Genomic DNA, 20,807 nt, shown 5'->3' on the forward strand with positions numbered 1-20,807 from the left:
AAATTGTTTAAAAATTGAAATATTTTTTAGCATTGTAATAGCAGATTCCCTGTACGATTTCTTTCAAAAGATCTTCATCGTAAGGGATTAGTCCTTTTTCTACATCATTACCAATAAGGTTGCATAGAATTCTGCGGAAATATTCGTGACGGCTATAGCTCAAAAATGATCTGGAATCGGTTAGCATACCAACAAATCGGCTTAATAAACCAAGATTTGAAAGTGTATTTAATTGTTTTTCCATGCCATCTTTCTGATCCAAAAACCACCATCCCGATCCCCACTGAATTTTACCAGCCGTTTTTCCATCCTGAAAGTTGCCAATCATAGTGGCGTAGACTTCGTTGTGTGCTGGGTTTAAGTTATATAGTGTTGTTTTTGTCAATTTTTCTTCTGAAGCCAAACGATTTAGGAACTTCGACATGTCTTCAGCCACCAATTTGTCTGCGATTGAATCAAATCCTGTATCAGCTCCCAGCTTGTTAAACATGCCAGTATTATTGTTGCGAATCGCTCCAATATGGAATTGTTGAACCCATCCTTTTGAATGATCAAGAACAGCAAATTCATACAACATTGCTGATTTGAATTTCAAAACTTCTTTTTCGTTCAACTCTTCTCCTTTACGGATTTTTATAAAGATTTCTGATGCTTCTTCATAGGTGTAATCAGTTGCAAAAAATTGCTCCAGGCCATGATCGGAAGCCTTGCAACCCATTTCTGCAAAGAAATCATGACGTTTAGTTAATGCACTTAATAAATCATCCAGTGTATTGATTTCCATTTTAGCTGAAGTAGCTAATTTTTCGATATACTGATTATATTCTGAAGCATTATCAACGGACATAGCTTTATCTGGACGCCACGATGGAACCACCTTAGTTTCAAACCCAGAATCCTGAATTATTTTGTGCCATTCTAATGAATCAGCAGGATCATCGGTCGTTCCAATGACTTCAACATTGGCTTTGCGAATCAAATTTTTACACGAAAATTCAGGAGTGTTCAGTTTCTTATTGCAATCTTCCCAGATTTCTTTGGATGTTTTCGGGCTTAAGATTTTGTCTATGCCAAAAGGTTTTTTTAGCTCTAGATGTGTCCAATGATATAATGGATTTCGAAGTGTATAAGGTACAGTTTCGGCCCAAACTTGAAATTTTTCCCAATCAGAAGAATTGCCGGTAATCCTTTCTTCATCAATACCATTTGTTCGCAAAGCTCTCCATTTATAGTGATCGCCATGCAACCAAATCTGACTCAAATTATCGAACGACTTATCCTCTGCGATTTCCTGTGGAGAAATATGGCAGTGGTAATCTATAATTGGAAGATCAGCTACGTATTCATGATACAGTTTTTTAGCTGTATCAGTCTCAAGAATAAAATCCTTGTCTAGAAATTTCTTCATTGGTAATTTATTGTTTCGTTTCCGTACACGGAAGGTTTTAAAAAAAAACATTTAAATCGATTGCTGTATTGATAATTTTAGGTCATTATTTAAATAAATGTTGCTTTCGTGTTCGTGCACGAAGTTAGTAAGGTTTTCTATTTATTGCAAATTTATTTATAAAATCCGCAGTACCAATTAGTTTCGATAGTCCTGTTTTGTTAAGAATTTCAGATGGATGGAAAGCTTGAAAAGATTTACGTGATGGATGATTTTGAAATGAATGGGTGAAATTTAAAGATCTGTTTGTTCAATTATGACTAATGATTGTTTGTATTAAATCTAAATAATTTAGACTGGTAATTGCTGTGCAGAGGTAGGCTGTTATTGCATTGTCATTTCATGGCTTCTATTTTTTTTAGCCCTGACAGCGTTTACAATAAATTCAGATCTTTTAAATTCAAATTATACCCGAAAAGGTATAATCCACACTCCAATTCAATGTTTTATACCCGATGAGGTATAATTACGCAAAATATTGTTTAACCGAGAGACTGACGGAATTCAAATACCGTGGGTCTTATGAGCAAATTGGAAAAACGATACATAAATATTCAAGCAATTCGGGTTTGGATCTCATTAATTTCTTTGAGCAGGTCTTGTTTTCTTTTCTGATGGGTAATGCCGATATGCATTTGAAAAATTTCTCCTTGATTAATCATCCGGTATTAGGTTATGTGTTAACTCCGGCATACGATATGCTTTCAACAGCACTCGTAATGAATGACGATAAGGAGGATTTAGCATTAACACTCAATGCAAAAAAGACGAAGATAAAGCGTAAAGATTTCATCTCTGCCTTTGATCTGTTTGAAATGCTCGAGAAATCACAAAATAATATTTTTGCAAAATTTGAAAAGACCATGCCTTCTTGGTTAGAAATGATTGATGTTAGTTTTCTTCCTTCAGAAATGAAAGAAGCCTATATCGCGTTGATTCGAGATCGTGCCAATCGCTTATCTAAAAATATAAACTAGGCTCCAGAACATTTAGAATAAGAAGTTCTAGAGTTTTTTAGTGAAACCAGAAATATGAACTTATTCTCCTCTGGCCTGAGCAAAAAGTTTGCTAAGTGGGCCAAAATCCTCCCGATTTTTATAGGGATGTGCATTCCGCTTATTTTTCATGATAGTGCTCTTTTTGTAAACAAGTAGCTGTACAAACAAGCTTAGATAAAGGTGTGACTCTAGGGCACATCTTTTCTTTTTCAGATTAGGTTATCAGTTATTTCCCGAATAATTCAGGCATATTCATTTACTTTGTGAGAGAATAGCTTTCGAATAGGATAAGAATTACGTTAGAATTATGAATCAATTTATTGAAAAAAAGATAGTAGCCTACCGAAGACATTTTCATACTCATCCCGAAACTGGTTGGTTGGAATACGCAACAGTAGCTTTTATAGCCGATGAGTTATCGACTTTAGGATTTGAAGTGAAAAGAGGAAAGGAAGTCATGAATGATTCCGGTTTGATGGGCTTGCCTTCGGAGCAGGAGAACCGAAAAGCCTTTGATAGAGCAGAACGCATTTATGGTTCTGAAAAAATGAAGCCCTTTGCAAATAATTGTACCGCTGTAGCCGGAATTATGGATTGTGGAGAAGGACCCTGTGTGGCGATACGTGTCGATATGGATGCTTTACCAATAAGGGAAACTGAGGATGAGGAACATTTCCCAAGGAATGAGGGATTTGCGTCTGTGAATTCTTGCATTATGCATGCTTGTGGACACGATGCACATTCGGCAATAGGCCTGGGGGTGGCTCATTATATTGCAAGGTATTCAGATCTAATAAAGGGTAAGGTGATTCTATTGTTTCAGCCTGCAGAGGAAGGAGTGCGTGGTGCTGCTGCAATCGTGAAATCTGGTTTTTTGAAAGATATTGATTATCTATTCGCGGCTCATTTATGGAGCAATATGCCTTTAGGTAAAATAGTTTGTTCGCAGAATGGAACTGCCGCAACCGATAAACTGGATGTGACTTTTATTGGGAAATCTGCTCATGCAGGCATCTGCCCTGAAAAAGGAAATAATGCTGTTTTGGCTGCTGCTAATTGTATTGTTGGCTTACACGATATCAATCTTGAAGGTGAAGGTTTGGCTCGTGTAAATGTAGGGAGGATTATAGGTGGAACAGCTCGCAATATTATTGCTGATCAGGCTAGCTTGGAGATGGAATTTAGGGCGAACAATCTCGAAAGAGAAAGTCAGCTTTTGAAAAAAGCAGAGGAAATTATTCAGGAGGCAGCTCATCAGCAAAATTGTAGCTTCAAAATACAAAAGATGGGCGAAGCTACCGGTGCTCATGGTGATAAAGATTTTGCAGAGAGGATAAAGCGCGAGGCAGAAAAGATCGGTTTATTCACCGATATTGTATTGTCTGATGAGGTGAACAGGGGGAGTGAGGATTTTACTTCAATGATGAACGCTGTTCAGAACAGTGGCGGAAAAGCCTGTTTTATAGGCATAGGTGCTTCCTTAAAAGAGAAGGATTTACAACACCATACACCCGAATTTGATATCGACGAAAGGGCTATGCTACCAACGGTAGAACTTTTTCTTAATCTAATAAAGAGCCTTTTGAATTAAATTTTGCATTATCGAAATGCGGTTCCGCTAATGATGCTTGCAATACTTCTTGGTTTTTATAAAAAAAAAGGACTGTTTATTACAAGATTTAGGTTTTAATTTAGATTTCTCCTATAAATTTTGCCAGATTATCTTGTCGATTAAGCTTAAATTTTTTGCGGATACGATGCCTCGCTATGTGTACACTAGGAAGTGAGATGTTAAGTAATTGGGCCATTTCTTTACCGTTAAAATTAAGCTTAATTAAAGCACAATGTTTTAAGTCGGTAGGGGAAAGTGAAGGGTAGCTATTCTTAAGTTTTTTATAAAACCCCGAATTTACTTTGGTAAAGCGTTCATTAAATTCATTCCATAGGTTTTTATTAAAGTCCTTGGTGGTATTTCTTATACCCCTATAAGAAGCTTCATCCAAGTGTTTTTCTAATTCGCATAAAAGATTATCTACAACCCTTTCTTTATCGATCAACTGCAAGGTATATGAAGTTATCTCCTTGTTTTTCACCTCCATTACCTCTTCATGTTTTTCCTTTTCAAGTTTAATCTTGAGTTCTGCTCTGTATTGGTTTTCTATCAAGCCCTTACGCTGATACCAGTTTTTAACCAACAATACGCTTATTGCTAATGCAAATAAAATCAAACCCAAAAACACCTTTAACCTAAAGTTTTGTTGTTGTCTTTCTTTTAGTAAATCTTGTTGGTGAGTAATTTCATCGTTTTTTTGTCGCATTACCTCCCTGTAACTATTTTTCACCTCTAATAATTCGCCATTGTTTCGTGCATTAAATAAATTATCGTCAATCTTTTTGGCTTCAGAAAGGTAGGAGTAAGCTTTTCCTTGCATATTTTTTTGAGCATATACTTTGGACAGTTCATGCAAAACCTCTGATTTAATGTCCGTATGCATATTACTTTCCTGCATCACCGCTAAACACTTTTTGTAATAAAATATGGCATCATTCCATAAACTTTGTTTTACTTTAAGTTGGCCCCAGAACGAATAGATCATAACCTCAAAGCGAATTTGCTTGTCTTCAAAATAGGGTGTGATCTTCCTCAGTATATTTTCAGCCTTTACCAACTCATTTTCATTGATAGCAATATATGCTCTCTCAGCAAGGATATAATAGGGGGCAATATCATATTTTTTCACCATTACCAGACAGGTATCCAAATAAGTGTTTGCTTGTTTGAAATTTTTTGATCTGCTGTAGCGCACAGCAATGCTGAAGTAATTACTGATTAATTCCCTCTCTTTTAGGATGGATCGCTTCTGAAGTTTTTTACGGAGGATTAAGGCCTGCTTCATGTGCTCCACAGCTTCTTCTTCTTTGTTAAATATTCCATATAACATGCCTAGCATATAATGGCATTCAGCCAAATGAATCGTATCCCGAGAGCTTTCTGCAAGTAATTGTGCCTCCCAGATATGGTCATAGGCTTTACTATAATTGCCAATATTTTTTTGAATATCAGCCATGCTTATTAAGCACAACACTTGAGCAGATGTGTCTTTTAAATTAACAGATTGAACCAGATGTTTTGAGGATAATTGGTATGCAGAATCAAGATCAGAATCTAAATATTTTAAATCTTGCAAGTAAAGTTTCCAATTGGAATTAATTTCATCAGATATAGTATCTGAAAAAACACTTTCGGCATAAAAAAACAATAAAAACAAAAGCAACAATAATTCTTTGGTTCTCATATTCTGAACATTACAACACAACAGTTAGCTTAATCCTTCTTAGAGCAAAATTAAAAAATAAAGCAACACATTAAGTTTTTGAAAGCATAAAAATAGGCCTTGCTAAGTTTTAACTAAGTTGTAAAAACAGTTTTCCCACTAAAATTTTTCAATTTTTGTAAAGGAAAACAATTGTAAAAGATATCGATCTTATGAAACGTCCATGCTAAAGCGATTTTGACACACAGGGAGATGATTATCTCAGCATGGTAAGTTCTCCCGATAAATACGGGACAGGCTATATGGCAAAAACATACAATTATAAACATATGAAATCAAAAAACGTATTATTAATCTCCTTCTTTATTCTTTGTCCTTTGCTAAAAGGATTTGCTCAGGCCTGGGGATACAATAATCATCGGATTGCAATTAGTTCTGATGGAAACAGTGCGCCTGATTATGCCTACAAATGGCCAATGGGTGACCCAGATGATTGGGGGGCAAATGCTGCGATCTTAGCTACTTTAGCTAAGTTGGAAATGCAGGATAAGCTGGTGCATTTTTCCTACAATAATTTTATTGATGCTCCTGCTGGTCCAGATAGTGAAAACCAAAATAAAATTAGTTGTGATGGTGCGATTATGCGTTGGCAGTTTGATGCATCTAAGTTTTTTGATGTTACCACACAATTGGAACAGGCTAAAACTCATTTAGCTCAAGAAATGCTTAAATCGACAGCTGAAGATCCTTTGTATTTTATACATGCAGGTTTGTCCGAATTTGTATATCAGGTAGTAGAAGAGGTTGTAAAAATGAATGGTCTTGAGGCTTTAAGTCATGTAAAATTGATTTCGCACAGTGGCTTTAACGAGAATGAAAAACGAAGGACCTGGCATCACACATGGAACGATATTCAGACACTTTGCGGTCATCGCATTCAATATTATAAAATTAAGGATCAGAATGCATGCAATCTACGTGATGTATTGTGGTGTTCTGGTCATGACTTCTCTCCCTGGCATTGGATGCAGGTTCATCAGGACAAAAGCATTCAGTGGTTATATACCCGCTTAAAAGCACATGAAATGGGAAAAGCGGATATATCGGATGTGGGCATGTTGTATTGGCTTTTGACAGGCGATGAAAATGGCAGTCCTGAAAAGTTCAAATCATTTCTTGGTAAGGGCATCCCTTATGCGAAACAAAATATAGCTATTGAAGCTGGCATCAGGCCTTCGGTAAAAGTATATGCAGTAAAACTAAATAAGGGAGAAGCTAGCCCTTTATTCGAAGTAGAAGATGATACCAAAGGCAAAAAAGTTGGATGGAGAAATCGCATTTACATTCAGCCGAATGTTACTTTCCAAACTATAGAAGGTATCGGTGGTGCATTTAACGAAATTGGCGGCGAGGCACTACTTTCTCTTCCCAAAAAAGAGCAAGAGGTTGTCATGAATAACCTATTTTCGAAAGACAAAGCAGGTTTCACGTTTTGCCGTACAGCTATCGGAGCAAGTGACTTCGGAATTGATGCATACAGTTATTCCATGACACCCAACGATTTTGACATGGAGCATTTCTCGATAGATCGTGATGAAAACTATCTATTGCCTTACATCAAAAGTGCTTTGGCTGTTAATCCATATTTAACACTGTTTGCATCACCATGGAGCCCTCCAGCTTGGATGAAAGAAAGTGGTAAAATGGTAGGTTTGCAAAAAGAAGGCAACCGCATGAAAAGTGATCCTAAAGTTCAAAAAGCTTATGCCCAATATTTGGTGAAATATGTGCAGGCTTATGCAAAAGCAGGTGTGAAGATTGACCGCATTTGTATTCAGAATGAAAACGATGCCGATACGAAATATCCAAGTTGTGTTTTTCCAGCCAAAGAAATGGTCGCTTTTGCCAACAAATATATGTCTCGAGCTTTCAAGAAAAACAAAATCAAAACAAAAATTTATGCAGGAACGTTTAGAGCTTCTGACCAAATGGATTTGATGGATTTTGTTCAATGCAAAAATAGGAATGGGATAGATGGTATCGGCATTCAATACACCGAAACAAAAATTATTAACGATGCACGAACTTTAGTTCCCAATATGAAAATCATACATACAGAAGGTGATTGTTATAATGGAAAAAACGCCGCAGAGGAAGCAGGAAACAGATTGAAAGAAGTAGCCAGTTACATCAACAGCGGAAGCACCAACTTTACCTACTGGAACATGATTTTGAACGAAACCACCAAAAGCGGTTGGGATTGGCCACAAAACTCATTGATCAACATAGACCTCAAAAATGGAACGGTACAATACAATCCCGATTACAATGCCATGTTCATCATCAGTAAGTTTATTCAGCCGGGAGATGTGCGTATCGCATCTGTAAACCGAAGCAATGCTCATCCGATTATTACCCTAAAATCACCTGATGGAACAATTAAGATTTTGGTGCAGAATACAGCTAAAACAGACGATGTGTTTGAGCTTGTAATTGGCGAAAAGTCGATAAAAGTAAATGTTCCTGCTCAGGCGATAGCTGCAGTTATCCTTAAGTGATTAAATAGCAATGAAAAAGAGCTTTTCAATTATTTACACAATTGAATCTTTACATTAAAGTGTTGGTATGCTTCATTCTAGACTTGCGTGGAAGTCCAGAATTACAACAAAAAAAAATGTCACCTTATAAATTAAAATTATGATACAGAAAAGAATCATACAAAGTTTGTTTGTCGTATTGATCAGTATTTCGGGCATTAATGCTCAAACCTGGAAAGATCCCAATGCGAAGCTCGACGAACGTGTTGATGATTTGTTGTCGAAATTGACACTAGAAGAGAAAATCAACTATTGTGGATCAAGAATCCCTGAAGTGAAGCGATTGGGTATTCCATCTTTTGAATGGTATGGTGAGGCACTTCACGGAATTATTGGTTGGAACTGTACCCAGTTTCCTCAAAATATTGCCATGGGAAGTACTTGGAATCCTGACTTAATGTATGATGTAGCTACTGCTGTATCAAATGAAGCACGGGCACTAAAGAATATGGGGTCAAAAGAAGTGATGATGTTTTCTCCTACCGTAAATATGGCGCGCGATCCTCGTTGGGGACGTAATGGAGAATGTTACAGCGAAGACCCTTTTCTAATGTCGGAAATGGCACGTATGTACATTCGGGGTATGCAGGGCAATGACCCCAAATACACCAAAACAGTAACTACCGTAAAGCATTATGTAGCTAATAATGTGGATAAAGGAAGAGAGTATATCCATTCTAATATCAATAAAAAAGACTTGTATGAATACTATTTTCCAGCCTATAAAACCTGTATTGTAGATGAGGAAGCTACAGGGATTATGACCGCATTAAACGGCTTAAACGGCGTACCCTGTTCGGCTCACAATTGGGCTGTAAATGGTGTGTTGCGCAAGGAATGGGGATTTGAAGGTTATGTAATTGCCGATTGGGCTGCTGTTCAGGGAATTGAAAAAAACATGAAGTATGCAAAAAGTCAGCCCGAGGCCGCTGCAATGGCTATAAAAGCTGGGGTTGATCAAGAGTGTTTTAGAAACGACAAGCGACAAGCACCAATGGTAATTGCCCTAAAACCAGCTATAGAACAAGGCTTAATTTCTGAAGCGGACTTGGATGTATCGGTGCGCAGATTACTTCGTTTGCGCTTTATGACTGGCGATTTTGATGATCCAACACTCAATCCTTACTCAAAAATTCCTGCAAGTGTAATGGAATGCGATGCGCACAAAAAACTGGCGCTTAAAGCTGCCGAACAAGCCATTGTACTGTTGAAGAACGATAATGTTCTTCCCCTAAAAAAGAATACGAAGAGCCTTGCTGTTATTGGACCTTTTGCCAATAGATGCTGGATGGGGATTTATTCAGGTTTTCCAAAAAGTCAAATTAGTCCGCTTGATGGATTAAAGAAAGCGACTTCTGCAAAAGTGAGCTACGCCGAAGGTTGTGATGTGCTTACTGATGTTGATGACGACAAAAAAATTGCTGAAGCGGTAGAATTGGCTAAAAAATCGGAGCAGGTAATATTGGTGGTTGGAAACGAAGAAACAACTTCAACCGAAAATGTTGACCGTAACTCATTAAAACTCCCTGGCAACCAGCACAAGCTGATAAAAGCTGTTCAGGCCGTAAACAAAAATATCATATTAGTGCTTGTACCTAGTGGACCCACAGCCGTAACATGGGAACAGGAAAACATTCCTGGTATTGTTTGTATGTGGCCAAATGGTCAGGAACAAGGAACGGCATTGGCCAATGTTTTGTTTGGTGATGTGAACCCCAGTGGTAAACTGAACTCAACATGGTTTAAGTCGGATAGCGACTTGCCCGATTTCAACGATTACAACATCCAAACCGGACGTACTTATATGTATTTTAAAGGCAAGCCTCTGTATCCTTTCGGTTATGGTTTGAGTTACACCAATTTCAAGATTGACAATGTAAAGCTTAGCAGTAAAAAAGTAAATGCTCTGGGAGATGTTGTGGTTTCTGCAAATATAACGAATGCAGGTAGCATGGACGGAGATGAGGTTGTTCAAGTGTATATCCGCGATGTTAAATCAACGCAAAAAGTACCAATGAAAGCTCTAAAAGGTTTCAAACGTATTAGTGTAGCTGCCGGACAAACAAAATCAGCTGAATTTAAACTTCCTTACGAAGCTTTTGCACACTACGATACCATTCAGAATAGATTTGTAGTGGAAGCTGGTGCCTTCGAAATAATGGTGGGTAACTCAAGTGAAAGTATTGCCGAAGTGAAAACGGTAAAGGTGGAAGGCGGAGATGTTCCAGCAATAAAAGTAGGACAAAAAAGCGGTTACTTTAATGCTAACGACGAAAACAGAACCCAAAGCTGGGATTGTTTGTACTCAGATAAATCGGCGATGAGCTCATCAGTAAAAGATAAAGACGACGGTAATGAATGGGTTGAGTACGAAATAACATTTGTAGATCCAGGATTTTATGTAAATGCGTGGGAAGCAGAATTAACCTTTGAGTCAGCTACCAAAGAAGCAATCATAGAAACGTCGATGGCTGGTGCTATGATTGGTTCCTACACCATCATGAATAAGCAATTGAAACTTCCTATCAGAATTCCAATTCCACCAGAATATGGAAAACCAGTACGATTAAAGATTAAAACCATGCATGGAGTAGTTAAACATCAATCAATAAAAATAATTCCTCCTGATGGTAAAGTACCTTTTGTGATTTCTGAAATTATTAAAAAATCAAAGAACGATTAATAAAGGTAAAAGAATGAGTTTATTCCTGTTTATTTTAGAGTGCCCTATAATTTTAAGAAAATAGCGTCTTCTTATTCAAAAATTGTATTCTTATTTTGAATAAGAAAATGAAGGATGAATTTATAAAAGTGGCGGTGCAAACTTGGTGTTGTGCTGCCATTTTTGATTTTACCCTATAAAGTCTCAATCTCATAATTTAGAATACGCATATAAGTATTTCTATTTACTTGATGTTTTTAATGATTGCTTACGCTTTTTGGTATCTATTAGATATCTACTTTTGATTGTAAATGGAAGGAGGTTGATGTAAAAAGCACCTTTAAGTCAGTGACTTAAAGGTGCTTTTTGTGTTGGGTGGAGCTGCAGGGAGTTTTTTATTTTCACTAAATCAACTGATAATCAGCATGTTGGATGGGAGTGAAAAGTGAAGGTCACCTTTTGGAAAACTCGAGTTTTGGAAGTGATTGTAGATCGGTTCGGGACGAGAGTTGTGGAGCCTAACGTCTTGTTTTAGGCGAGATTTGACGTATTGATAATGAGATTATTAAGACTAGTTTTTGCTTATTGTGTGGATGGGAAATCTGGAATGTATATTCTTAAAATAGATTTGATTTTTATAAATTAGACTTCCTAAGGGGGGATTCTCTATGAAAATGATGTGAAGAAAATCTATATTCGAGAGAGATCGTCATTAAAAACAGAGTCGTATGTAAACATAAAAAATAAATATCTCCCCCCAAATAATTCAAAATTTGCTCTTTGGCAGTATTGGTAGCAGTATCAGATGTGATATTGCTACTGATACCGCTAGTGATACAGCATGTGATACACTTTTAAATAAACATTACAAACTTATATAAACATTTTTAAGAAGAAATATAAAAAGAGATTTGCAAAATTTTAAACGACCTGTGTTAAGTAAACATAAAATTATTTGGAGTTTTTAATTTTTTCTTGGAAAAGAACGTTCACATTTTTTGATAAAAGTTTTGGCTGCCTGTCACAATTCTAATTTTGGCTTTTGACCACATATGCACATTGAAAATTTGTTTTTGAAGTTTACCCCTGTGTACGAGCCTCTTTGGTTTAATTTTATTAGTGATATCTCCTGCATTTGTCTTAGTATCCGAAACTTGATCTCATCCCTTTTTTAAAGAAGCTCTTAACACCCCACAACAAGAGTATCCTTTCACTTCGTTACAGTTCTTCACTTGTTTTTAGCCAAGCGATCATTGAAAATTAGAAACAGGAAATTTGAATAAGAATTGTGGCTAATAATTTTCAAAAATTTAATAGGAATTCACCTGACGCGCGGCCCAAAATCAAAAACATCTTGATTTTGATGCTAATTGATGCTAAATGCGTCAATTTGAGTATTGATAAAGTGGAAGAAAATTAGGAAATTAATATATGTGTGAAACCAGAAGTAATTTGAATTTCTGAATCTCTTTTTAACCAATTTGAAAAATGGTGTAAAACCGAATCGAATTGTAAGATACAGACCTTACTACATGCGTTAGCAAAGTTGGAATCGGCCATGGATTGACAAAAGCGTTCGGCATAAACGCACTCAATCATTTCAAAGCGTTTTTTTTCCTTACGCACAGGCCAGGCAGCAAAGAGCTTTGTATTGATTGCATTCTGCAAAATACAAAGCCCATTGCCAAGCCTGCTTAAAACACATTGAAATGATTTTCACAGCCGGCGCACAGGCCATTTATTCCGTTTCCTTTTGGCCATTCATGACCTGAAATTTAAAAGGGATGCTTACGCAAGTATGAAGGCCTCCTTGTATGAAAAAAAGATGAAAATAAAATGGTTGATTTACAAGTTAAGTTATCACTTTGAAGATGTAGTAAGCAAGTTTATGTTTTGGTGCGACCAAAACCTTAATTACATCCCGTTGGTCTCAAATTTAAAGCTTAATTCAATGGCAAATTTCAATAAAGGAGGACGTCCCAGAAAAAGTACTGCTCAGAAAAAACGGTATAAAGTAGATGTTAAAATGGCTACCGAAGAGTACTACGTCCTAAAATCAAAAGCCCAAAAAGCAAACCTGACCATCAGTGAGTACATGAGACAGTGTATTGCCGTTAGTTCGGTAAGGGAGAGAATCACTCCCGAAGTTCAAATTTATATCCGGAAATTGTGTGGCATGGCCAATAATTTGAATCAGATTGCCAGAAAAGCAAATGCACAAGGATACACAAATGTACGTAAGGAATACATTCACCTGGCTGATCAAATTGATCAGTTGATAGATCGCTTGTGAAATGATAGCAAAGATTGTGAAAGGGCAGGATTTTAGGGGTGTTGTGAATTATATTTTCGACCGCAAAAAGGGGACGGAATTGTTGGCCAGTGATGGTTTGCGGACCAAAAATAAGGAGACGATTATTCAAAGTTTTGTTGGACAAGCAGAATTGAATCCAAGACTTGGTAAATCGGTGTATCATATCTCTCTTTCGTTCTCGGCAAAAGACAAGGAACTTTTATCGAATGAATTGATGGCAGAGGTAGCCAAAGAATACTTGGGGAAAATGAATATCTGTGAAACACAGTTTTTGGTTGCCCGTCATTTTGATAAGGAACATCCACACCTGCACATGATCATCAACAGGGTGGATTATCATGGGAAAACCATATCGGATCGGAATGACAGACACAGAAGTGAAAAAATCTGTAAGGAGATTACACGAAAGTATGGTTTCTATTTTGCCAAAGGGAAGGAGCAGGTTAAAGTGGAGCGACTTCACGAACCCGATAAGACCAAATATGAAATCTACAATGCTTTGAAAAAATACATCCCTGAAAGCGGCGATTGGGCTGAATTAGCTATGAATTTGAAAGAGCAGGGCATCAGCATCGATTTTAAAACAAAAGGAACAACGACGGAGGTTCAAGGGGTTCGATTTATAAAAAATGGTTTGAGTTTTAATGGTTCGAAAATAGACCGGCAGTTCAGTTTTTCGAAGATTGATGCTCGATTAAAACAAAATGTACAGGAGCAAATATTTTCAGCTCGAAAAGGAGATAGTCTATCTACAGGATTCCTTCGGGAATTGCTTGTGCAATCTCAAAAGCAAAATTATAAGGATGAATTGCATTCCAAACGGAAACAAATACCGCGAAAAAAATCTAAGAATAAAGGTCTAAGACGGTCATGAAAATTAGAAAGGATATGAAAAAGGATGATTTTGTACCAGCAATGTTCGAGGAAATTAAAGAAACAATGGCGGCTATCAATAAAAAGCTGCAACAAGAAAAGCCAAACGAAAAAGAGCCTCAAAAAGTGATATCCAGACAGCTACTGGAATTTATTTATCAGTCAATTCATAAATCTGTTCGTGAGAATATCTCCGTTTCGGAGCAGTCTACAAGAAAACAGCTAAACCAATTGATTCAAGACACGAAGGATATGGAACAAAGAATTACCGAAATGACCGGACAGTATAAAAAGCGCAGGTTGATATTTCGTAAGCTGGTGGTTTGGCAATCGGTTGCTGCAGTTTTGTTTCTGGTGGGTTTTGGACTATGTGTAAATAATCGTCAGTTGAGGGAAAATGATTTGAAATTTAAATTTATTCAGGCTCAAGGAGGGATTAATTCTAATGGGCTTTCTTACTTAGATACAGTTTTTCATGTGAACAAGAATGAACTGGTAATTGAAAAGATAAAGGAGAAGGTTGAGGCAGGAGAAAAGGATTCATTAAAAAAGTAGGGATAAATTTATTGTCGAATGCCTAAAAAAGAAGAAGCTATTGTACTATTACGATTACAGGATGTTGTGTTTGAGAGGTTATTGGAAAAAGACAGGCATAATTAATGTGTTTTATTTCAATTCCAGTATGGTGTGATTAAGAGAGTATATGATGCAACTAGTGCGAAGCAGGTTAGTTATTCACTTTCATTCTTAAAAGTTAAGCCTGGTTTATTTGATGTTCTATAGGATATTGAAAAGGAAGGATAACTTTTAAATAACAAATGATGCGATTTTTATAATCTGATCTTTCAATCAGATACAATAGATATTAAAGATGTAGATTAAATGACGTCCATGGAAATTGTTCATCCATTTTTGAGATATTTAAAATTTGATGGTAATATTGATAAGAAAGAAATGGAAATCTTTATTTTGATATGTGCTGCGGCAGAAATACCTTTACCTAAAGGTGCCTAAGTTTTGAATTTTTATTTTGTTGTTAGTGAAAATAAGGATGAAACGATTCCCCCTTTCCTAATCAATATTTAATCTACTAGTGTTTGGTTACGGGTAGATTTTATTTTAAATACCCTTTAATGTTCAGATTTACAATATTTTGGTTCGTGTGATGAGTTGGTTTAAATTCAATTATTTAGTTTAGTAACTAAACTTGGCAGGGTTGACACTCATAGTTGATCTTCATTTTTACTACATTGCATACCATAATATTATGATGGTCATCATAATGTTTTACTAAAAAACCTCACAGTAAACAATGTGAGATGTTCTCATATATTTATATAGAAAATGTAGATTAATTGGATCATCTCACCTTCAACCTTTTCTCTAGGGATTATAAGTAGAGAAGGTCATCAATAGGATTACGTTAATTTATTGAATAGGCTGGTATGAAAAAGACTAAGTATTTACAAATTTTCAATTATTTACTCGAATTTTCTAAGATTCGTACTAAGCCAGTCAGAGATATTGATTTACAAGTAAATCAATATCCTGAAAAAGTTTGGTTAAATGATATTCCTGTTTCTAAATATTTTCAAAATATAATAAATGGTGATTTTGAACAGGACGAAGAATGCTGGCTAAAAATAGGGAAGCCAAAAGAGCCAAACGAGCCCATTTTTGAAGAACTGCCGCAAGACTTAAAAGTATGGCTTACTCCAGATTCCTGGTTGAATGAAGCAACTGGACCAGAATTGGAAGATGAAATAACTGAAGAGGGAGTAGTAAAAATACTTACAGATTTTCCGGGACTTTATAAATTGTGTGAGAAGTATCGAAATGAACAATGGATTGAAGATTTTCTTGCATTCAGAACAAAAATGTCCATTTACGATGAAGAGTATACAGAATACAAATCGTTAGAAAAGGTTTATAAGCAATTTTTCAAGATTTATAATAAAGTTCAACAATTTGGAGAGGAATATGAATTAGTTCTTGGTGTTGGTTTACTTGGGGTAAAAGGTGATTTTAATCGATCTAAATTATTTCGTCATGTATTAACCCAAAAAGTTGATATTGCATTCAATCATGATGGAAGCGATTCAAGTATCCAAGTAGCTCCTAATATTGGATCATCGTTTCAATTTGAAACTGATTTCTTGATAGATCAATCAGATAGTTTTGATGTAGACAGTGTTGTTAGTGCTGAAAAAATTGCAAGTGAATATTTAGAAAAGAGCGAAGTAACATATATTCTGAATGATGAATCAATAAATAGTGCTTTGTCTCAATTTGCGGATCGTTTCCATGTTTCCGGTAGTTTTAATAGCAATAAAGAAAAAACAAAATTATTAACAGATAGGCCTGTTGTTCAATTTGCGCCAGCTTTATTATTTCGTAAGAGAAATACAAGAAGTTTCACTTCTTTTTATGAAGAAATTCTTAAGAATTTGGAAGAAGGGGATGATGATGCAGATATTCCATTAATAAATGATTTTATTGGAGTTGAAGAGGAAGTACTTGAAGTTGATGAATCGGGACAGGAGGCAATTCAGACTTCTTTTGATCAAAGTGATACAATTTACTTTCCCAAAGAGTCCAATGAGGAACAATTTAAAATCATTGAAAAGGCAAGAGCAGGAAGCAAAGTTTTAGTTCAAGGACCTCCTGGAACAGGTAAGTCACATACGATAGCAAACTTAATATGTCATTTACTTGCCAATGGGAAGAAAGTCTTAATTACAGCCTATACAAAAAGAGCTCTTGAAGTTTTAAAGGATAAACTACCTGAACAGTTTAGATCTTTAACAGTTAATTTATTGAGTAGCGATTCTTCATCTCACATGGAGTTGCAAGAAAGTGTAAATGCAATAAATGAAGAGATGGCATCCGCCGTAATAGGGGATTATGAAGGCGATATTAAAAGATTAAAAAGCGAACTGAATGATATTCGGGAGAAAATCAGTTCAATAACATCGGAGTTTTTAAAAGTAAAAGAAAAGAATACTCGTTCAATTGATATAAATTCCAATTATCAAGGAACTCTTACTCAAATTGCGGAAAAAATACATAATGAATCTAATAAATTTGATTGGTATCAAGATAATTTCATTGAAGTTGAAAATAATGATATTAACGCAGAGTTGAAGACTTTTGTTGAGTTGACTAGCAAATATAAAGATGTTGAGGTATCTGTATTTAATTATCAATTTCCTAAGCTAGAAATTTTTCCTGAGCCTAACAGACTTACTCAGTATAAGAGTGATTTACAAATTTTATCTGAGCGATTTAGTTTCAATGAAAATTATCCTATTTATAATATTTTGGAATACGAAAGACTCAATTCTGAGTTAGAAAGTTTATCGGATTTTTATGAGCAGGGAAATGAAATAAAACTTGATTTTAAGGAGGAATTAATTTTAGATCTTAGTCATGGAAAGGGTAAGGATTGGAGACAAAAATTAATTGATTCTGTAAAATTGGTTGAACAATTAAATGCATTCGATTTAAAGAATATTGATAGAGATATCGAGATAGCATACAATTGTTCATTTAGTTCAAAACAGTTGCGCAATGATGCGCAGATACTATTAAATTTTATCAATAGTGGGAAATCTCTTTCGGGTTCATGGTTTAAGTTTAAAAAACCATTATTACCAGTAGATATTAAAGAGAGGTTATATTTTATAGAAGCTGTCAGGTGTAATGGGAGTGCATGCGACACGAAGGAGGAATTAGAAAGTGTTATTGTTGATCTTAATATTCAGCAAGTAATTGCTGAACTAGTTGATTTATGGGGTATTTCTGAAAAGTTGTCAAATTCTTACTCTCGTCAGATGTTATTTTTTGATGAGCTGAATAAAGGAGTGTTGAATTTTATGAAGTTGTTTGATGCTTCAGAACTTGTAAGAAAAAAAACAATCTTATTAATTGATGCTAAAATAAAACCATTTGATTTGATTGCTTTGAAAGAGCTAGGTAAAGCAATAGATTATAATTTCTTGGTTCACAATAAGAATCGTTTCGAAAAAACTTTTGCAGAATGTAAAGAAGTAGTTGGTAAGGATGAAATACACCCTCTTATCCTTGAGATGTTTGAAGGTATCAAGGAGTTGAATGTTGTTAGTTATGAAGATAATTTGTTTCGGTATAAGGAAGAACTGAATGATTACAATAATTATCAGGATTATTTAGCTCAAGGGGAATTGCTCCGAGAAGAGATTCCTCTGCTTATTGAGCAATTTTTAAAAGGAGAATTATCAGAAATAGAATTAGAAAGTTTTACTGAAGCACTTTTGCATAAAAATGCTAAAAAGGAAGTGGAAAAATTGCTTGATGGTGATTATGAAAGACAATTAATTCAATTGTTATCTGATTGTAATGATAAAGAGAAGGAACTAATAGCTCAACTTTCTTCAACCTTGGCTTGGTATCATTTAATATGCAGATTAAAATCGAATGGAAAACTTAGGCAGCATCTTGAAGCTTGGGTTATGGCTGTTAAACAAATTACAGGAGACGGACGGGGTAAAAAATCTACAAAATTTAAAAAAATAGCACAAAGGGAAATGGAAAACTGCAAAGATTCCATTCCTTGTTGGATAATGCCACTTTATAAAGTTGCTGAAACCATACGTCCTCAGAAGGATATGTTTGACTATGTAATTGTTGATGAGGCAAGTCAACTGGGAGCTGATGCTACATTTTTACTGTATCTAGCAAAAAAAATAATTATTGTTGGAGATGATAAACAAACTTCACCAGAATATGTTGGGGTAGATTCAAATATTGTAGTTCCATTAATTAAAAAACATTTAAGTGACTTTCAGTTTGGTGAATATTTAGGAATTGAATTTAGCTTTTTTGATCAGGCAAAGCTTTTCTGTAATGGAAACATGATTGTTCTCCGGGAGCATTTTAGATGTATGCCCGAAATTATTGAGTTTAGTAATAAACATTTTTACGCTCCGGAAGGGAATTCATTATATCCTCTCAAACAGTATTCTGAAGATCGCCTAACACCATTAGTTGCCAAATTCTGTGAAAATGGATATGTTGAAAATAAGGGCGCGAGAATTGTAAATGTTCCCGAAGCAATTAAAATCGTAGAGTTAATTAGTGATTTGGTCGTTGATCCAAAATACATCAATAAAACGATAGGAATAATTACTTTGCAAGGTACACAGCAAGCACAAATCATTGAGAATCATCTTTTACAGGCAATTGGTGAGACGGAGTTTTATCAAAGAAAAATAATTTGTGGTAATTCTGCTTCTTTCCAGGGGGATGAGAGAGATGTTATTATTTTGAGTTTAGTGACAGCGCAAAAACATAATCGATCAGCACTAGTTAAGCCACAAGATAAAAGACGTTTTAATGTTGCTATGAGTAGGGCTATAGAACAAGTCTTTTTATTTCACTCAGTTCAATTAGAGGATTTATCCAATACGAATGATTTACGCTATAAATTACTTTTCTATTTTAAAAACTATAAAGTAACACAACCAATCTTAAGCTTACCAATTCAAAGAAAGCCAGGAACCCAACCTCCTCCATTTGATAGTTGGTTTGAGGTGGATGTTTATAATGATATAGTTCGTAAAGGATTTCAAGTTATACCACAATATAAAGTAGCTGGAGGAAGATTTAGAATAGATTTGGTTGCCTTAAGGCGGGATGGAACTAAACTTGCTATAGAATGTGATGGAGATAAGTGGCATGGTCCTGAACAGTATCAAAATGATATGATGCGTCAGAATGTATTGGAGAGATGTAATTGGCAATTCTTTAGGGTTAGGGGGAGTGAGTATTATCTTTCTAAAGAAGAGTCATTGCGACCATTATGGAAGTTGCTTGAACCAAAAGATAAAGATGTAGTAGATATAGAATGTGAAGATATAAAAAACGAATTTTCAAATAGAAAGAACGAGGTTGATGTCGATTCTGAAATTAATATGGATAATTGGGGAATCAATAAACCAAATTTAGATTCAAGGGAAACACCAGATCTTTTTAATTGCCAGAATGGATTTTCTGTAAAACCAGATTATAAGCTTGAAACAATTAAATTTAGTGAACACTTCAAGCTTAACACAGTTTGTGATGTTTTAATATTTACATCAAAATCTAATGTTTACAAGCTTCAAAATGAAAGGATCATTAGCAATGAGCAAATACTTTCAAAGGTGGAATTTGAAGAAGGGGAAGATCCAATTTTCGTTACAGCTACAGAGGAATATGTTGGATATTTATTGCTTGCGTTTGAGAATGGAAAAATGGCTAAAGTTTCTATGTCTGGTTATAAAACACAAACAAATAGGAAACGTTTAAAGAATGCATTCAGCGATTCAAGTAAGTTACTTTATATAGATCATATTAATGCAGATATTGATTTAATTGCAATTGCATCCAATGATAAAATTCTTCTATTTAATACTGCCGATATAAATTCGGTTAAAAACACCAGCTCAAATGGAGTGCAAGTATTAAGATTAAAAAGCACTAGTTTTTTAAAAGAAATTCGAACGAGTAGTTTGGTTGATTTTACCGATTTGGAATACTATCGAAAAAATATTCCAGCAACTGGATACTATATAGTTCCAGGTGATGCAATAAATAAAGAATGATAGATAATCTGTTGCATG

The 20,807-nt window shown here is 35.3% G+C and carries 11 protein-coding genes; 9 read left to right on the plus strand and 2 right to left on the minus strand.

Annotated elements, in window-relative coordinates; genetic code table 11:
• Positions 1-7 precede the first annotated feature (7 nt).
• A complete protein-coding gene (gene uxaC / locus ALGA_RS12720) occupies positions 8-1,408 on the minus strand; it encodes a glucuronate isomerase (protein WP_096433613.1) in 1,401 nt (466 codons plus the stop codon).
• Positions 1,409-1,902: 494 nt separating this feature from the next.
• On the opposite strand from uxaC, the gene ALGA_RS12725 reads away from it, so the two are divergent.
• Both ALGA_RS12725 and ALGA_RS12730 read left to right on the plus strand, forming a co-directional pair.
• Positions 1,903-2,424: a HipA domain-containing protein gene (locus ALGA_RS12725; protein WP_096429658.1), complete on the plus strand. Its 522-nt coding sequence runs from the start codon at positions 1,903-1,905 to the stop codon at positions 2,422-2,424.
• A gap of 328 nt (positions 2,425-2,752) precedes the next feature.
• The gene (locus tag ALGA_RS12730; protein ID WP_096429659.1) at positions 2,753-4,036 is read left to right on the plus strand and encodes an amidohydrolase; all 1,284 of its coding nucleotides are present in this window, start codon (positions 2,753-2,755) and stop codon (positions 4,034-4,036) included.
• A 100-nt stretch (positions 4,037-4,136) separates the two neighbouring features.
• On the opposite strand, the gene ALGA_RS12735 is transcribed toward ALGA_RS12730, so the two are convergent.
• Entirely contained in the window at positions 4,137-5,741 is a 1,605-nt protein-coding gene (locus tag ALGA_RS12735) for a tetratricopeptide repeat protein (RefSeq protein WP_096429660.1), read from the minus strand.
• A gap of 308 nt (positions 5,742-6,049) precedes the next feature.
• Between ALGA_RS12735 and ALGA_RS23060 the strand changes: the two genes are divergently transcribed.
• From ALGA_RS23060 to ALGA_RS12765, 7 genes are all read left to right on the plus strand, one after another.
• Complete coding sequence (locus ALGA_RS23060) at positions 6,050-8,278, plus strand: glycoside hydrolase family 30 protein (protein WP_162845440.1); 2,229 nt, start codon at positions 6,050-6,052, stop codon at positions 8,276-8,278.
• A 139-nt stretch (positions 8,279-8,417) separates the two neighbouring features.
• Positions 8,418-11,000, plus strand: a complete 2,583-nt coding sequence (locus ALGA_RS12745) for a glycoside hydrolase family 3 C-terminal domain-containing protein (RefSeq protein WP_096429661.1) — start codon at positions 8,418-8,420, stop codon at positions 10,998-11,000.
• Between the two features lie 1,930 nt (positions 11,001-12,930).
• A complete protein-coding gene (locus tag ALGA_RS12750; protein ID WP_173804012.1) occupies positions 12,931-13,272 on the plus strand; it encodes a MobC family plasmid mobilization relaxosome protein in 342 nt (113 codons plus the stop codon).
• 1 nt (position 13,273) lies between these two features.
• The gene (locus ALGA_RS12755) at positions 13,274-14,167 is read left to right on the plus strand and encodes a relaxase/mobilization nuclease domain-containing protein (RefSeq protein ID WP_096429662.1); all 894 of its coding nucleotides are present in this window, start codon (positions 13,274-13,276) and stop codon (positions 14,165-14,167) included.
• Positions 14,164-14,721: a hypothetical protein gene (locus ALGA_RS12760; RefSeq protein WP_096429663.1), complete on the plus strand. Its 558-nt coding sequence runs from the start codon at positions 14,164-14,166 to the stop codon at positions 14,719-14,721. The genes ALGA_RS12755 and ALGA_RS12760 overlap by 4 nt, the downstream gene beginning before the upstream one ends.
• A 336-nt stretch (positions 14,722-15,057) precedes the next feature.
• Positions 15,058-15,180, plus strand: coding sequence for a hypothetical protein (locus ALGA_RS23470; RefSeq protein WP_262496381.1), 123 nt, complete (start codon positions 15,058-15,060; stop codon positions 15,178-15,180).
• A gap of 431 nt (positions 15,181-15,611) precedes the next feature.
• The gene (locus ALGA_RS12765; protein ID WP_096429664.1) at positions 15,612-20,789 is read left to right on the plus strand and encodes an AAA domain-containing protein; all 5,178 of its coding nucleotides are present in this window, start codon (positions 15,612-15,614) and stop codon (positions 20,787-20,789) included.
• The last annotated feature ends 18 nt before the right edge of the window (positions 20,790-20,807 follow it).

This window comes from Labilibaculum antarcticum (assembly GCF_002356295.1).
In the GTDB taxonomy this organism is placed as follows: Bacteria; Bacteroidota; Bacteroidia; order Bacteroidales; family Marinifilaceae; genus Labilibaculum; species Labilibaculum antarcticum.

Coding starts and splice junctions, on each gene's coding strand:
- uxaC (WP_096433613.1), bottom strand. CDS start 1,408: ATGAAGAAATTTCTAGACAAGGATTTTATTCTTGAGACTGATACAGCT.
- ALGA_RS12725 (WP_096429658.1), top strand. CDS start 1,903: ATGAGGTATAATTACGCAAAATATTGTTTAACCGAGAGACTGACGGAA.
- ALGA_RS12730 (WP_096429659.1), top strand. CDS start 2,753: ATGAATCAATTTATTGAAAAAAAGATAGTAGCCTACCGAAGACATTTT.
- ALGA_RS12735 (WP_096429660.1), bottom strand. CDS start 5,741: ATGAGAACCAAAGAATTATTGTTGCTTTTGTTTTTATTGTTTTTTTAT.
- ALGA_RS23060 (WP_162845440.1), top strand. CDS start 6,050: ATGAAATCAAAAAACGTATTATTAATCTCCTTCTTTATTCTTTGTCCT.
- ALGA_RS12745 (WP_096429661.1), top strand. CDS start 8,418: ATGATACAGAAAAGAATCATACAAAGTTTGTTTGTCGTATTGATCAGT.
- ALGA_RS12750 (WP_173804012.1), top strand. CDS start 12,931: ATGGCAAATTTCAATAAAGGAGGACGTCCCAGAAAAAGTACTGCTCAG.
- ALGA_RS12755 (WP_096429662.1), top strand. CDS start 13,274: ATGATAGCAAAGATTGTGAAAGGGCAGGATTTTAGGGGTGTTGTGAAT.
- ALGA_RS12760 (WP_096429663.1), top strand. CDS start 14,164: ATGAAAATTAGAAAGGATATGAAAAAGGATGATTTTGTACCAGCAATG.
- ALGA_RS23470 (WP_262496381.1), top strand. CDS start 15,058: ATGGAAATTGTTCATCCATTTTTGAGATATTTAAAATTTGATGGTAAT.
- ALGA_RS12765 (WP_096429664.1), top strand. CDS start 15,612: ATGAAAAAGACTAAGTATTTACAAATTTTCAATTATTTACTCGAATTT.